Origin of the sequence: Staphylococcus lugdunensis, from assembly GCF_001558775.1 — a bacterium.
GTDB classification, from domain to species: domain Bacteria; phylum Bacillota; class Bacilli; order Staphylococcales; family Staphylococcaceae; genus Staphylococcus; species Staphylococcus lugdunensis.
In genome coordinates, this window is the sequence record NZ_CP014022.1 from 627,375 (window position 1) to 644,227 (window position 16,853).

The following is a 16,853-nucleotide window of genomic DNA, read 5'->3' on the forward strand; positions in this document are numbered from 1 at the left end:
TCCCCCATTTAAAAATCAAAATCTATTAAATCTTCAGCAATATCCTCGAAACTATCTTCTGATTCTTCATAGAAATCATTCCATGTTTCGCGGTCCCAAATCTCGATTCGATTTGACACCCCTATTACTGTACATTCTTTTGTTAAGTTGGCGTATTTTCTCAAATTTTGAGGTATGTTAATACGTCCTTGTTTATCTAGTTCTACTTCAATCGCACCAGAGAAGAACATACGCATAAACTTACGTGCATCCTTTTTAGTCATTGGTAAGGTTTTCATTTTCTCTTCAATTTGTTGCCATTCTTCTAACGTGTAACCAAATAAACATTTATCAAGGCCTCGAGTGATAATAAAACGCTCATTGAGGTCATAACGAAACTTGGACGGAATAATCATTCGTCCTTTTGTATCTAATTGATGATCGTATTCTCCCATGAACATTTTTTCTCACCTCACCTTATTTATAATTTACCACATCTCACCACTATCCTCCACTAATTCTGTAAAATATCTTAAAATTTATAAAAAAAGACATAAAAAAACCGTTTCGCCAAAAAGACGAAACGGCTATAAACCTTGATATATCAAGGTTTTACAACAATATGATCAAAAGTGTAAGAAAGTGGTGGATAGGTGGAGGGGTTGAACACATCCATCCCAAAATCATTCATTATTTGTAATGGATTCCATATTCTTTCTTGGAGTCCTCCCATTGGATGGAGTGATTCACTGATTTCCTTAAAGTGTTTCATGCTAATCACATTTTCACGTTCAATATTTAATAAGTATCTTTGTTCTAAATAATTAAGTTGTTTATGGTGGATTTCATGATTTTTATCAACTAAGTTACTATTATTTTGGTTATGTTGTACTTCTCGCTTTAATTTTTGATACATTTCTTCATGAAACTCTTTTAATTGTGAAACTTGATCTAAAAATGTTTGCGATGCTTGTTCACGTATAAATTTTTGACGCTTTTCTTCAATTCCATTAGTTAATACATCAGCTATATCTATTTGGTATTGTTGTAAAAGTTTCTCTATTCTAGTATAGAGATAAGTTATTTTTATACGCGGTAATACAATAGGCATTTCCACATCTAACGTGTTAAATACTTCGCTTAATTCTGCCCAATATTTAATTTCACTTGGGCCACCTATAAACGCTACAGTATTGAAGAGCCATTCTTCCATTACTGGACGTGTAACAACATTATTTGAGAATTGCGCTGGATTTTGTTCAATCAAGTCTAATAATTCATCTTCACGATAAGTAACTTCTGATTTACTTAACTTATAAATACCATTTTCTTCCGTAAGTAATTGTCTCATATTATCCTGATGTAAAAATAAATGGACGTTTGTGTCAGTCACAATCATCTTTGATAGTTTATTGTTTTCAGTCTCACGTTGCTTTTGATGAAATGCTTTATTTATATCATTATGTTTGCGCAACATATCCTTTAAAATAGGACGTTCTAACTTTCTAAGTGGCTCATATTGCGCATCTATAAATAACACACCATACACTTTGAACACTTCATGTACAAGTGCTTTAAACATATTCGACCACGTGTCATAGCGTTCTATGATTTGCAAACACATATGATACAATTCAGCAGTATGTGTTGTTTCAGCTAATTCCTTGAAATATGCTTGCAGTGCATTTTTCATTTGAACTTTGTCCGGGACATATCGACTTACGTTACTTTCCGGTGGAGTCAAAGTATGATATTTAATCTTTTCCACAGAAGCCAATTGTTGATCATAAGCAAAAGTATGATTAACTTCATCAAAATCATGGTCTTCCCCAGCTATCCAGAATACTGGAACAACGCTACAATCATAGCGCTCTCGCAACTCATTAGATAACGTTATCAAAGAAAATATCTTGTGAAAAGTATATAAAGGTCCTCCAAACAAACCAGCTTGTTGACCACCAATGACAACTTTAGCCCCTGCTGCTAAGTTATCAATATTTTTTTGCTGTTGCTCTGATAAAGTTAAATCCGACATATAATCTTGAATAATTTGTGCAAGTTGTTGTTCTCTACCATTATTAGGCTTGTTCATCTTAACATCAAAACTTGTTTTCTTCATCGCATCATACTGGAAAAATGATGTTAGCGATGGATCACTGTTTTTTAATTTTGTCATGAATGAATCATTATCATGTAATTTAGTAATTAAACAGTCCATACATTTTCTCCTTCAGTATCGCTATTATGAATACAGTATAAAGATTATACAACACATTGACAATTTAACGGCTTACACTTTTTAAAATTTTCGGTGCTTCGTGTTTCAAAACTAAATGAATTACACATATTTTTTAGGGTATAGTAAAATAAAGATGCTAAGGGGGATATGTTATGGTAGAAATTAAACGATTAGAAATTAATTATAAAACAGATGAACTTTTTGAAGCTTTTCGAGAGTATGGCAATAAGGATTTATATATGGTCGATGAATTTCAAGGACAAATGATTGATGCAAGTTCTGAAACACCTTTCTATGGCATTTTTCACGGAGATAACTTGGTAGCGCGCATGGCACTATTGCGTAAAGGTGACGTGGAAGAACTTTATTTCCCAGATTACGATAATTACATACTACTGTGGAAATTAGAAGTGCTCCCCGAATATCAGCATCATGGCTATGGACGTGCACTCATTGACTTTGCTAAAGAGAAAGGTCTTCCAATCAAAGCTATTGGACGCAATCAATCAAAAGATTTCTTTACTAAATTAGGATTTGAAGACGTAAACGCTAAAAATCCAGAAGGCCATGACGTGTTAATATGGTCACCTAAAGTTTAAAATGATCAGTTTAGGACATCATTATGTTTTAGACTGTGAACGATATATTGGCAGTAGTTGACTGGATTGAAAATACGCTGATACCTAGTTTTTCCAACCCTAGTCAATCTTGCTGGAGCGGGACTACGAATTCGTAACGAATGCTGTCACGCTCCTTTTTTTGAATGTACTCATATTAAGCTTGAGGACAAAATACATATTGCTGATTAAATTATGTAATTGTGATTATTTATAATAACATTTATATAGTTTTAGCATTCCACATCGTAATCATTTATTTTTTAAATTAACCGAAATAGATGATAAAGTTATTTCAGCTATTGAACACTTTATTATTTTATAGTGGCACTAAAATATACCTAGTTATTCCGTGACATAAAGTTTTATTTTCTCTTTTTATATAAAATAAAAAATCCCGTGTTACCAATGTTACAAACTAACATGGTAAAACGAGATTAATACAAATAGCGTCCTGGGAGGGATTCGAACCCCCGACCGATGGCTTAGAAGGCCATTGCTCTATCCAGCTGAGCTACCAGGACAAATTTTTAACACAAGAATTATTATATCTAATTCGACGCTATTGCGCAATAGTTACTATCTAAAAAAAGGTTATATTTTTCACTATTAATGCTATTTTAATCCATTAACGCTACTTTAATAACTTGACCCAGATAATGATTTTAAACTTAACATCAAGTTTCCTCACATTTATCCAACTTATTACCTTTTCAGCATATCTTCATGTTAAAATGCATTTAATTCTACTTTTTAAGGAGTATTTTAATATGAAATATACAACGTTGTTATTAGATTTTGACGATACATTAGTAGATTTTGATGATGCTGAAGAACAAGCCTTTTTCAATATGGCCCAAAATTACCAGTCATCTCCTACTTATGATGACTTCACTTTATTCAAAAAGATTAACCAAGCACACTGGGAAGCTTTTCAAAATAATCAACTTTCAAAAGAAGACGTGTTATCTCAACGCTTTATTAAATACTTTAAGCACCATAATATAACTGTTAATGGTCATGAAGCCGATGAGTGTTTTAGAGATGAATTGGCTAAAGCACCAGTTAAATATTTCAACGACACATTAGCTACATTAGCTCAATTACGTCAGCATTGTTCACTTTATATTGTGACTAATGGTGTCGCTATAACACAACAACGCCGTATTGCACAAACACCGTTCGATAATTTATTTGAGGGTATCTTTATTTCAGAACACACAGGTTATCAAAAGCCTATGTCTGGATTTTTTGATTATGTTTTTAATCACATTAAACCTACTGCGAGATCCACTGCAATGATTATTGGAGATTCTTTAACATCAGATATATTAGGTGGTCATAATGCTAACATTGCAACATGCTGGTTTAACTTTAGAAACAAAACAAATTCAACAGCAATTAAACCTGACTTTGAGATTCGAACATTAGCCGAATTATTACCTATTATACAATCTACTTAATGTTTTAAAATATTGTTGCATCTATCAATAACAATTTGATAAGCCATACAAATATCTTTTTTAGTATGCAAGTAGTGATAATAGCATTGCTTTTATAGTTATTTTTGGCATAAAACCCGATAACCTATAAGCTGGAATGACATACAGCTCGAAGGTTATCGGATTTCTTTATATCTTTATGTGTATCGTGTCTAAAATTTCATTATTCCGATTGCGAAAATGCAAGACTGCACGCCTTTTATTATCATCAATTAATAGTTCTGCAAAAGTCTCTTCTTTTTGACTTCTAGATTGTGAGATACTACCAGGGTTAATCACATGGACAGATCCAATCTGTTCATATTTAGCCACATGAGTATGTCCGTAAAAAGCAAATTGACAGCCTTCCTGAGCTGCTCTTTCTGCTAATTGTTGGCGTCCACGATTAACAGAATACAGATGGCCATGAGTATAGAACGCTTTAATGTCATCAGATGAGATAAGTTCTTCATTTGGAAATTCTGGATAAAAATCGCAGTTCCCTTTAACACGTTGGAATAAACTTAGTTCCGTATCATGATATTCAAATTCTGAATCTCCCAAATGCAAAGCAACATCATAATCTTGATGCCAAGCGATAATTTGATATAAAATACCAGCTTCAGTATGATTATCACTTACAATAATCCATTTTGACATTATACATCACCCTTTAAGTATGCTTGAAGTTGTTTTATAGCTTCTCCTCTGTGACTAATTTGACTTTTTTCTGTTGCACTCAGTTCAGCCATTGTGCGGCCTTTTTCAGGTACATAAAAGACAGGATCATAACCAAAACCATTATCTCCTCTACGTTCATCAGTAATTCGACCAGATACCGTCCCTTTAAATGTCCGTGTTGGTTGATCTGGTTCACTCATACTAATCACACACACGAACTGAGCTTCACGTTGTGTGATATCAGTTAATTTAGATAATAATTTGTCTATGTTGTCATCATCATTTTTGTCTAAACCGGCATATCGTGCAGAGTACACCCCTGGCTCACCGTTAAGTGCAAAAACTTCCAAGCCACTATCATCAGCAATCACTCGTTTATTCAATCTTTTAGCTGCTGCTTCTGATTTTAGAATAGCATTTTCTTCAAAGGTTGTCCCTGTTTCTTCAACATCAAAGTCTTTCAACAATTCTGAAATACCGATAACATTATCGTTTGGAAAAATCGCTTTAAAATCATTAATCTTTCCTTGGTTATTTGTAGCTATCACAATATCGGTCATCGTTTATCCCCCTAATTTGTTAATTTAATCTGTTCTACTTTTACTTTCATATGCAACCACTCAGCAATAATATTAGTAATATGCGTCGTATCACCTGTAGAAAAAAAGCGATGCTGTGGCTGGGCTGTATAGCTGGCGTGCTCATTACTAAATGTCAACAAAGCACTTACTTCCCTAGCTGTCTCTAGTCCAGAAGAAATGACCGTTTTGTCTCCACCAAAATAATCATTCAACGGTTGATATAACAAGGGATAATGCGTACATCCTAATATGACAGTGTCCGCTATACTGTTTCGCCAGTGTTTTAATGTCTGATGAATAATAATACTCGTTATTGTTGGATCATTATAACGCATTTGTTCGACCAAAGGTACAAATCCTGGACAGGCCACACCTGTTACCTCAACATTAGGATTAATGCGTTTAATGTGATGTCGATAAGCTTCAGATTTAATAGTTCCCTCTGTTCCAAGTATAAGCACATGTTGATTTTTGGTCGTCATAATAGCAGTACGTGCACCTGGTTCAATAACGCCAATAACTGGAATAGACAGTATGTGTTGTAAATGCTCTAAAGCGACTGCAGTTGCCGTATTACAAGCAATAACCAGCATTTTAATGTCAAATTCCATTAATTTATTAGCTAGTTCAGTGGTGAAAGCTTTAACTTCCTCTCCAGGTCTTGGTCCATATGGACACCGTGCTATATCACCTAAATAATATATAGTCTCATTTGGTAACTGGCGTATAATTTCTTTAGCTACAGTTAATCCTCCAACTCCTGAATCTATAACACCAATGGGTTTATTCATATTTTTCATCCTCAATTAATTGCAATAGTATTTTTATTTTAGCACATTAAATATAGTGAAATCATCTAAGGCTATTTTAAAAATGATATCCCTACACATAAAACATCATTCTAATGTGAAAAACCATATTAATTAAAGTAGATGAAAACATAACAAAAATTGATAAAAATCTGTTGAACTTAACAGTAACATCTTTTGTTATTTGTTACACTTTAGCATCTATGTATCATCATTAAAATAAATGATATCTAAATAACTATTTTAAAGGATCATACACTGAAGCTTTGCGTTACGAAAAACACCTATCAAAGCTCGGCTATAAAATAAGCCCAAAAACGAAATCAATTGACTTCATTTTCAGGCTTATTTATTTTAGAAATCTATTTTTCTAAAGCTTGTACAGCGATTATTCCACTTTGTGATCTGAACCAAAGAATGATTTGAACATATGGAACGTTGTTTCTCTGTTCATTGCTGCAATTGACGTTGTTAATGGGATACCTTTAGGACATGCATTTACACAGTTTTGAGAATTACCGCACTCTTGCAATCCACCTGTCCCCATTAATGCATCTAATCGTTCATCCTTTGTCATAGCACCTGTAGGATGTAAATCAAATAGACGAACTTGTGAGATGGCTTGTGCACCGACAAACTTATTATTAGGTGTTACATTCGGACAAACTTCTAAACACACACCACATGTCATACATTTTGACAGTTCATATGCTGTTTGTCGTTTTTTCTCCGGCATACGAGGTCCAGGACCTAAATCATAAGTTCCATCAATAGGAATCCAAGCTTTCATACGTTTTAAGTTGTCAAACATTCGTGTACGGTCAACTTGTAAGTCACGAATAACTGGAAACGTACTCATTGGTTCTAGACGAATAGGTTGCTCTAATTGATCAACGATGGCTGAACATGATTGTCTTGCACGACCATTAATTACCATCGAACATGCACCACAAACTTCTTCCAAACAATTCATGTCCCAAATAACGGGCGTTGTTTTCTTTCCTTCTGCATTTACTGGATTACGTCTAATTTCCATCAAACAGGCAATGACATTCATGTTGTCTTTATAAGGGATTTCAAACGCTTCATCGTATGGTTTAGAGTCTTGATTATCTTGACGTTTTATAATTAATTTAATTGTTTTTTGTTTTTCTTTTTGTGGTTGTTGATTACTGTCTGCATGTTGGTCTTTTGGAGTGTTATTTGCTGATAGTGTTTCAGTCATTATTTTTTACCTCCTTTAGACTTGCTAGTGTAATCACGTTTACGTGGTGGGATCAAGCTTACATCTACTGGCTCATAAGTAAATTTTGGTGCTTCATCTTTACCCATATACTCTGCTAATGTTGTTTTTAACCATTCTTCATCATTTCGTTCTGGAAATTCTGGTTTGTAATGCGCACCGCGTGATTCATTGCGATTATAAGCACCAATTGTGATAACACGTGCAAGTATAAGCATATTCCATAATTGACGAGTAAAGAACACGGCTTGGTTACTCCATGTCTGTGTATCTTCCATATCAATATTTTGATAGCGTTCCATGAGCTCAACAATTTTCTTATCGGTTTCCAATAATTTATCATTTTCTCTTACAACTGTAACATTAGCTGTCATAATTTCACCGAGTTCACGATGTAATTTATAGGCATTTTCTGTGCCACGCATATTAAGTAAATTATCGAATCTTTGTTGTTCTTCATCTACCCGTGCTTGATAAATTGAATCATCTAAATCAGCATAAGTTTTATCAATATTTTCAACATATTTTACCGCATTTGGTCCAGCGACAGTACCACCATAAATTGCAGATAATAATGAGTTTGCACCTAAACGGTTACCTCCATGTTGTGAAAAATCACATTCTCCTGCAGCAAATAAACCATCAATGTTGGTCATTTGATCGTAATCAACATAAAGTCCTCCCATTGAATAGTGAACTGCTGGGAAAATCTTCATTGGTACCTTACGAGGATCGTCACCAGTGAATTTTTCATAAATTTCAATGATACCACCTAATTTAACATCTAATTCATGTGGATCTTTATGAGACAGATCCAGATACACCATGTTTTCACCATTAATACCTAATTTTTGATTGATACAAACATCAAAAATTTCACGCGTTGCAATATCACGAGGTACTAAGTTACCATAATCTGGATATTTTTCTTCTAAGAAGTACCAAGGCTTACCATCTTTATATGTCCATATACGACCGCCTTCACCACGTGCAGATTCACTCATTAAACGTAATTTGTCATCACCTGGAATCGCAGTCGGATGAATTTGAATAAATTCGCCATTTGCATATTTAGCACCTTGTTGATAAACAATTGAAGCTGCTGACCCAGTGTTAATCATAGAGTTCGTTGTTTTACCAAAAATAATGCCTGGACCACCTGTAGCCATAATGACCGCATCTGAACCGAAAGATTGAATTTCTGAAGTTGTCATATTTTGAGCTATAATTCCTCTAGCTGCATTATCTTCATCTTTAACAATTCCTAAAAATTCCCAGCCCTCATATTTTGTCACTAGTCCATCTACTTCAAAGGAACGTACTTGTTCATCTAACGCATACAATAGTTGTTGCCCTGTTGTTGCACCAGCAAATGCTGTTCGATGATACAATGTCCCACCGAAGCGTCTAAAGTCTAATAAACCTTCCTTTGTTCTGCTAAACATGACGCCCATGCGGTCTAATAAATGAATAATTTGTGGTGCAGCTTCAGTCATTGCTTTAACTGGTGGTTGATTTGCTAAAAAATCTCCACCATAAACGGTATCATCAAAATGAATCCACGGAGAATCTCCTTCACCTTTTGTATTTACCGCACCATTGATACCCCCTTGGGCACATACAGAGTGCGAACGTTTAACAGGTACTAATGAGAACAAATCCACATGAGCACCTTGTTCTGCAGCTTTAATTGTTGACATTAAACCGGCAAGTCCGCCTCCGACAACAATAATTTTCTTCTCTGCCATAGAATTGTCACTCCCCTAAATATTGAACTAAAACTTACGCTAAAACGAAATTTACATAAATGCTACAATTGCTGATACACCAATATAAGACAATATCAAAAAGACAATGAGTGATACCCAAGTGAAAACTTGTTGAGATTTTTTAGATTGTAAAATCCCCCATGTCACTAAAAATGACCAAATACCGTTAGCAAAGTGAAAAACGACTGCCACGATACAAATCATATAAATAATTGCCCACAAAGGGTGTTGTAATGTCTGATGCATCATATCATAATTAACTTCTTTACCGAAAAATGCCTTTTGTAAGCGCGTTTGCCATAAATGTACGAAAATAAAAATAAACGTAATTACACCCGTTACGCGTTGTAATGCAAACATCCAGTTTCTAAATATTGAATAATGCCCAATATTTTCCTTTGCTGTAAATGCGATATGAATACCATACAAACCATGATATAAAATTGGGATATAAATAAATAGAAACTCAACGATAATTAAAAACGGCAATGATTCCATAAACATAGATGCTTTATTAAATGCTTCAGCACCTTGAGTAGCTTGATGGTTTACCATCAAATGCACTACTAAAAATGCCCCGATTGGAATAATACCTAATAACGAATGAACACGTCTTAAGTAAAATTCGTTTTTTGTATGAGCCAAAAGAACTCCCCCCTGAAGAAACAATAATTAAAATTAGCTAATTTAAATGATGTGATACCACTAAGACATCCTATTTCTTGCTAATTGAAAAATAAAAATTTTAAGTTTTCAAATTTTTTTAAATACAATTTGCAAGTATTATAAAATGAACTGGATGGTGGATTTAGCATTTGTGTATTTTTCAATTAAAACATTATCAGGAACACTTAAATGATAATGTTTATCAATTAGAAAACGCTTCCACAAATCTATAAAAAAATTAGCTGTTTGTTAACTATATTGTAACATTTTTTACAACACTTTGGGACATGAGAATGATTCTCACGTCCCAAAATCTTAATTTTTTAATTATTTAATGCTTCTTTCAAACTTTTAGCTACTTTTTCAGGAAGGCCACAATTTTGCAATTCTGGTAAAGTTGCTTCTTTCATTTTCTTGATAGAACCAAAAGTACGCAATAATTTAGTTTTTCTTTTACTACCTATACCATCAACGGTATCAAGTATAGAACGCATGCCTTGTTTCTGCCGTGTTTGTCGATGGAAAGTAATGGCAAAGCGATGCACTTCATCTTGAATACGCTGTAATAGATAAAATGCTTGACTATTTTTCTTCATAGGTACCACTTCAGCTTCTGGCCCATAAAGCAGTTCAGAGGTCTGATGTTTATCGTTTTTACGCAAACCAGCTATTGGAATGTCTAAGCCTAATTCATTTTCTAACACGTCTTTAACCCCTGACATGTGTCCTTTACCTCCATCTACAATAATAAGATCTGGTAAAGGAAGGCCTTCATTTAACACTCTTGTATATCGACGACGTACGACTTCTCTCATAGATTTATAATCATCTGGACCTTCTACTGTTTTTATTTTATATTTTCGATAGCCACGCTTATCTGGTTTACCATCAACAAATGACACCATAGCTGATACTGGATCAACACCTTGAATGTTTGAATTATCAAAAGCTTCAATACGTATTGGTGATTGAATGCCCATACGCTCACCTAACTCTTCAATTGCCTTCACAGTCCGTGATTCATCACGAGCAATTAATTCAAATTTATTATCAAGCGCTACCTCAGCATTATGATTTGCTAAATCAACCATTTCTTTTTTCGCTCCACGTGCCGGCTGCACAATTTTAGTATCAACGACAGAATGAATTAATTTAGCATCTAAGTGTTTTGGTATATGCACTTCTTTGGGCAATATATGTTGATTTAAACTATAAAACTGGCCAATAAAGGTATAAAATTCTTCTTCTTCCGTTTGTTGAATCGGAATCATAGTGGCATCCCGTTGAATCATATTACCTTGGCGAATAAAAAATACTTGAACACACATCCAGCCCTTAGACACGTGGTAACCAAACACATCACGAATCGTATTATCTGATGACATAATTTTTTGTTTCTTCGTTAAATTATGAATGTGTTGAATTAAATCTCTATATTCTTTAGCACGTTCAAAATCTAATTTTTCGCTTGCAGCCATCATTCTCTGTTCTAAATTTTGTAAAATGGTTTTATCTTCACCATTAAGAAAGTCAGATATCTCTTTTGTCATTTGGGCATATTGCTGTTGATCAACATCATAAACACATGGACCTAAACATTGACCAATATGGTAGTACAAACATAATTTATCTGGCATCGTATCACATTTTCTAAATGGATAAATACGGTCTAATAGCTTCTTGGTTTCTTGTGCTGAATAAGCGTTAGGGTATGGTCCAAAATATTTACCTGTCCCTTTTTTAACTGTACGTGTTACCAATAAACGAGGATACTTTTCTTTAGTGATTTTAATAAAAGGATAACTCTTATCATCCTTTAATAATATATTATAACGCGGTTGATATTGTTTAATTAAATTTAATTCTAATAGGAGGGATTCTGTTTCACTAGATGTTACGATATATTCAAAGTCACGTATTTCCCCAACTAAACGCGTTGTTTTAGCATCATGAGCCCCTGTAAAATACGAACGTAAACGATTGCGTAAACGTTTAGCTTTACCGACATAAATTACCTGTTGTTGGCGATCTTTCATCAAATAACACCCTGGTTCAATAGGTACAACACTTAATTTTTCACGAATAGCTTGCTGATAACTCAACGTATCACACTCCCCCTTTCTCGATTATTACACACAAAAAGAAGAGGCAATTACATCAGATGTAATGCCCCGTCCCCATTTCTGTGTGATTATAAATGTTTATCCAATACTTCTGCTAAATTTTCTTTTGGTTGGAAACCTACAACTTTATCTACAGGTTCTCCATCTTTAAATACAATTAAAGTAGGAATACTCATTACTTCAAATTTAGCAGCAGTTGATGGGTTTTCATCAACATCTAATTTTAAAATATCAGCTTTACCTTCATAATCTCCTGCTAATTCTTCTAATACTGGAGCAATCATTTTACAAGGTCCACACCAAGTTGCCCAAAAGTCTACTAATTTAACGCCATCTTGAATATTTTCATCAAAGTTTGAATCCGTTACTTTTACGATTGCCATGACAGCCAATCCTCCTTAAATTTAAATGATGAGCAAATTATAACAGACAATATCATCTATTGCATTGCAATTGCTCACATTTTTCTTACATCACTCATATTAACCGCAATATATAGTTGAAGTAAAGTTTATTCTATCATTTTAGCAAATGAATAGTGATGATTATTTTAATTCTGCGACAGTTACACCAAAGCCACCTTCACTTGGCATACCACCCCTAAATGATTTTACACTTTTATGTCGTTTCAAATGTTGTTGAACACCTTTTTGTAAAGCGCCTGTGCCTTTGCCATGTATGATATAAACTTGTTCATAATTACTTAATACAGCTTGGTCTAAATATTGATCTAACTCAATTAACGCTTCTTCATAACGATATCCTCTTAAATCCAGTTCCGTTTTAATCGTTTGACGATGTTGGCGTTTAATCATTTTAGTCGGTTTTTCTTGTTTCTTTTTTATTTTTTCCAAATCTTCAATCGGCAATTTCATTTTAATGATACCCATTTGAACTACCGCTTCATCATTTCCAACTAACTCTAACACTTCGCCCTTTTGTCCATATGATAAAACTTTAACTTCATCTCCGGCTACAATTTTATCGTATTTTTGCTTTTGAACTTGTTGTTTAATCGATTTCGCTTCATATTGATTATCAAGTTGCTTTTTCTTGTCTATTAATTCATGTTCCTTAACATCGGCCCCTTTTTGATCTCTTAGCGTTCGTAACTCTTTTAATATCTCATCTGCTTCTTTTGTAGCAGCTTTAACACGTTGATTTGCTTTATCTTTCGCATCTTCTATTAATTGTTTTTCGTATGCTTGGAATTGATTATATTGTTTTTCAAGATCATCGTGTGTTTGCTGTGCTTCTTTCAATAAATGGTCAAGTTCTATACGCTGCGTATCTACACGTTTCGCATTTTTTTCAAGCGATTCTATCATTAAATTGATTTCTTGCTCATCTGTACCAATCATGGTTTTTGCTTTATTTATAATTGATAAGTTAAGACCTAATTTTTTCGATATATCAAATGCATTTGATCGGCCAGGAACACCCATTAATAATTTGTATGTGGGACTCAATGTATCAACATCAAACTCGACACTAGCATTCATGACACCTTCGCGGTTATAGCTATACGCTTTAAGTTCTGGGTAGTGTGTCGTTGCCATGACTAGCGCGCCAAGCGCTCTTGTATAATCAAGAATACTCATTGCTAGTGCAGCGCCTTCACTAGGATCTGTTCCTGCTCCTAACTCGTCAAACAGTATTAAACTATGCTTATCTGCTTGTTGTAATATAGCGACAATATTTTTCATATGTGATGAAAATGTAGATAATGATTGTTCTATAGACTGCTCATCTCCAATATCACAAAAGACATCATGAAACACGCTTAACTGACTACCGTCTAATGTGGGAATTAACAACCCTGATTGTGCCATAATTATAATTAATCCTAGTGTTTTAAGCGTGACTGTTTTCCCACCAGTATTTGGCCCCGTAATAATCACTGTTTCCACATCATCAGCAAATTCAATCGTATTTGCAACAACAGTTTCTTTATCTAACAATGGATGAAAGGCATTGGGCAAATAAATTGTACGCGCTTCATAAAATGTAGGCTTTGTTCCCTTTATTGCACTTGCATAACGTGCCTTAGCTGTTAAGAAATCTAAGTGACCCATAACTTCTTCAGCTACTAAACATTGTTCAGCTTGTTGCGCAACCATTGTTGTTAATATAGTTAAAATTCGTTCTCTTTCCACAGCCTCATCGTTGCGTAAGCGACTCACTTGATTGTTCATTTCTACAATAGATGATGGTTCAATATATAACGTTTGTCCAGATGCTGATTGGTCATGCACAATACCTTTAAAATCTTGGCGATATTCAGCTTTTACTGGTATAACATTACGTTCATTGCGCACAGTTACTATAGCATCCGATAGTTTCTTTTGATTAGATTGATTTTTAACAATACGATCTAGATTTTGTCTAATGCGTTGTGTCGTACTTGAAATTTTACTGCGAATGCCTTGTAATTCGTAACTCGCATGATCATATAAATCATGTGTATCACATTTATCATTAATTTCTTGAAATAAATCAGTTAATACAGGTAAGCGCATCATATTATCATGTAGCAAAGGATAATAGACTTGTTGTTCATCATCTTCAAGCAATTGATTATAAAATGTTTTAAATTGGTTTTGAACTTGAATGAGCCTTTTTAACTGATTTAATTCTGTAACATTCAATACACTACCAATCTTAGCGCGGTGAAGTAATGGAGAAACTTTTGATAATCCACTTAGACTTGGCATCCTATATTTATTATAAATTTGTGATATTTCATCAGTTTCATTCATTTGAAAAACAACAGTATCATAATCAGTCGCAGGATGCAGTTGTAGTACTTTCTCCCGCCCCAAGTCACTAATTGTCTCATTAGCGATGAGTGCTTTAATTTTATTAAATTCTAAGACATCTAACGTTTTCTGTCTCATCAAATCCCTCTATTTCTTCATTTTAATATTGTTTGCAATGAATTTTTTAAAGTCTTCTCGCGATAAGGTATTGATGACTCTATCTTTAGTAACAAATCCTTTTTGCGCTGTTGCTACACCATATTTCATAAATTCCAAATGATCTGTATGGTGTGCATCAGTATTTATCGTCAACTTAACATTCGGATATTTTTTAACAATATCTGCATTTAAATCCAGTCGCTTTGGATTAGCATTGATTTCTAAAATTGTTTGAGTTTCTTCAGCAAGTTGCATTAATTGTTCAATATTAGGTTGATATCCTGGACGCTTCCCAATAATGCGCCCCGTTGGATGAGCAATGTGTCGTACATATGGATTTCGACATGCATGTTCTAGACGTTTCATGATATCTGCTTCAGATTGGTTAAAGCTTTGGTGTATCGCAGCAATAACATAGTCTAATTGTGCTAAAACATCATCATCATAATCCAGTGAACCATCTGGCAAAATATCCATTTCTGTGCCTGAATAAATATCAATTTCTTGATATTCTTGATTCAATTTTTTAATTTCTTCATTTTGTCGTAATAAACGTTCTACTTGCAGACCGTTGGCAACTTTTAAGCTTTGAGAATGGTCAGTAATAACCATAAAATGATATCCTTTAGCAATGTTAGCCTCAACCATATGTCGAATAGAAAATGCGCCATCACTATAAGTCGTATGCATATGGATATCACCATTGATATCATCTAAGGTAATAATATCACTTAAATCTCTTTCAAATTCACTGCCGTCTTCACGCATCGCCGGTGCAATCCAATTCACGTTAAAGTGTTTATAAATATCAGTTTCATTATTATATTGAATCAGTTGTCCATCTGACGTTTCAATTCCATATTCACTTACTTTTTCTCCCTGCGCTTTAGCAAGTTGTCGAATGCGAATATTATGTTCTTTTGAGCCAGTAAAATGTTGTAATGTATGATAAAATGCTGCTGGTTCAATGAGTCTAAAATCTACACCAATTGTTTCATCATCATATTCTATTTCTAAAGAGATTTTTGTTTGTCCCACAGCCACTTCTTTTGCTTTGTTGGGAATATTTAATAATTGCGCTTGAACTTTGTCAGGCTCCGTCGTACTTATGATGAAATCTAAATCTTTACTCATTTCTTTATAGCGACGAAAACTCCCAGCTGATGAATAATTATCGATAGCAGTCAGCGTCTTAATATAAGCGACAATTTGCTCGTTCAAACCTCGCATCTGATCAATAGGATACCGTTCTTTTTTAGCACCTAACGCTTTGACAGCCTCTAAAATATTAGTTTCTGTTTTTTTAGCGAATCCTTTTAACTGACTTACTTGACCAGCTTCACATGCACGTTGCAAACTTTCTTTATCTTCAATGCCCAACTCTTGATATAGCTTTGCGATTTTCTTGCTACCTAAACCTTGAATTTTCAACAGTGGAATCAGACCTTCAGGCACACGTTTTTTCAGATCAGATAAGACCTCTGACTCACCAGTTTGACGATATTCACTAATCACTTCGCCGACACCTTTACCAATTCCTTTTAGCTCCGTCACATCATCAATTTCTTCTAAAGGGCGTTCATCCATTTCCAAACTTTGCGCCGCTTTGCGATAAGCTGACACTTTAAAGGTATTTTCTCCATTCAACTCCATATAAGTAGCAATTTGCTCTAATAATTTAATAACATCTTTCTTTGTCATACCGTCACCTCATAAAAAGAAGACCAGGAAAAGAAATCCTGACCTT

14 protein-coding genes and 1 tRNA gene are annotated in these 16,853 nt (G+C 34.2%); 2 read left to right on the forward strand and 13 right to left on the reverse strand.

Annotated elements, in window-relative coordinates:
- Window positions 1-8 precede the first annotated feature (8 nt).
- The gene (gene mraZ / locus AL499_RS02960; protein WP_002459368.1) at window positions 9-440 is read right to left on the reverse strand and encodes a division/cell wall cluster transcriptional repressor MraZ; all 432 of its coding nucleotides are present in this window, start codon (window positions 438-440) and stop codon (window positions 9-11) included.
- Window positions 441-583: 143 nt separating this feature from the next.
- On the reverse strand, window positions 584-2,197 hold the full coding sequence (bshC, locus tag AL499_RS02965; RefSeq protein ID WP_002493095.1) for a bacillithiol biosynthesis cysteine-adding enzyme BshC: 1,614 nt from the start codon (window positions 2,195-2,197) through the stop codon (window positions 584-586).
- Window positions 2,198-2,370: 173 nt separating this feature from the next.
- Between bshC and AL499_RS02970 the strand changes: the two genes are divergently transcribed.
- A complete protein-coding gene (locus AL499_RS02970; RefSeq protein ID WP_002459370.1) occupies window positions 2,371-2,817 on the forward strand; it encodes an N-acetyltransferase in 447 nt (148 codons plus the stop codon).
- 468 nt (window positions 2,818-3,285) lie between these two features.
- Here the strand turns inward: AL499_RS02970 and AL499_RS02975 are convergent.
- Window positions 3,286-3,359 (reverse strand) — tRNA-Arg (locus AL499_RS02975).
- A 246-nt stretch (window positions 3,360-3,605) separates the two neighbouring features.
- Here AL499_RS02975 and AL499_RS02980 point away from each other — a divergent pair.
- Entirely contained in the window at window positions 3,606-4,298 is a 693-nt protein-coding gene (locus tag AL499_RS02980) for a YjjG family noncanonical pyrimidine nucleotidase (RefSeq protein ID WP_002493098.1), read from the forward strand.
- A 168-nt stretch (window positions 4,299-4,466) separates the two neighbouring features.
- Here AL499_RS02980 and AL499_RS02985 read toward each other — a convergent pair whose 3' ends face one another.
- The 10 genes from AL499_RS02985 to polX form a co-directional block, all read right to left on the reverse strand.
- A complete protein-coding gene (locus AL499_RS02985) occupies window positions 4,467-4,976 on the reverse strand; it encodes a YfcE family phosphodiesterase (protein WP_002459372.1) in 510 nt (169 codons plus the stop codon).
- A complete protein-coding gene (locus AL499_RS02990; protein ID WP_002459373.1) occupies window positions 4,976-5,557 on the reverse strand; it encodes an XTP/dITP diphosphatase in 582 nt (193 codons plus the stop codon). The genes AL499_RS02985 and AL499_RS02990 overlap by 1 nt, the downstream gene beginning before the upstream one ends.
- Window positions 5,558-5,568: 11 nt before the next feature.
- Complete coding sequence (gene racE / locus AL499_RS02995; RefSeq protein WP_002493101.1) at window positions 5,569-6,369, reverse strand: glutamate racemase; 801 nt, start codon at window positions 6,367-6,369, stop codon at window positions 5,569-5,571.
- 406 nt (window positions 6,370-6,775) lie between these two features.
- Window positions 6,776-7,612, reverse strand: a complete 837-nt coding sequence (gene sdhB, locus AL499_RS03000; RefSeq protein ID WP_002459375.1) for a succinate dehydrogenase iron-sulfur subunit — start codon at window positions 7,610-7,612, stop codon at window positions 6,776-6,778.
- Window positions 7,612-9,378 carry a succinate dehydrogenase flavoprotein subunit gene (sdhA, locus tag AL499_RS03005; protein WP_002459376.1) on the reverse strand — a complete coding sequence of 589 codons (1,767 nt, stop codon included), beginning with the start codon at window positions 9,376-9,378 and terminating at the stop codon, window positions 7,612-7,614. The genes sdhB and sdhA overlap by 1 nt, the downstream gene beginning before the upstream one ends.
- A gap of 51 nt (window positions 9,379-9,429) precedes the next feature.
- The gene (gene sdhC, locus AL499_RS03010; RefSeq protein ID WP_002478339.1) at window positions 9,430-10,044 is read right to left on the reverse strand and encodes a succinate dehydrogenase, cytochrome b556 subunit; all 615 of its coding nucleotides are present in this window, start codon (window positions 10,042-10,044) and stop codon (window positions 9,430-9,432) included.
- 344 nt (window positions 10,045-10,388) lie between these two features.
- Window positions 10,389-12,167 carry an excinuclease ABC subunit UvrC gene (uvrC, locus tag AL499_RS03015; RefSeq protein ID WP_002478340.1) on the reverse strand — a complete coding sequence of 593 codons (1,779 nt, stop codon included), beginning with the start codon at window positions 12,165-12,167 and terminating at the stop codon, window positions 10,389-10,391.
- 89 nt (window positions 12,168-12,256) lie between these two features.
- Window positions 12,257-12,571: a thioredoxin gene (gene trxA, locus AL499_RS03020; protein ID WP_002459379.1), complete on the reverse strand. Its 315-nt coding sequence runs from the start codon at window positions 12,569-12,571 to the stop codon at window positions 12,257-12,259.
- 162 nt (window positions 12,572-12,733) lie between these two features.
- Entirely contained in the window at window positions 12,734-15,085 is a 2,352-nt protein-coding gene (locus tag AL499_RS03025) for an endonuclease MutS2 (protein ID WP_002493099.1), read from the reverse strand.
- A 9-nt stretch (window positions 15,086-15,094) separates the two neighbouring features.
- Window positions 15,095-16,807 (reverse strand): DNA polymerase/3'-5' exonuclease PolX, encoded by a 1,713-nt coding sequence (polX, locus tag AL499_RS03030; protein WP_002493100.1) that lies wholly within the window; start codon window positions 16,805-16,807, stop codon window positions 15,095-15,097.
- Window positions 16,808-16,853: the final 46 nt, after the last annotated feature.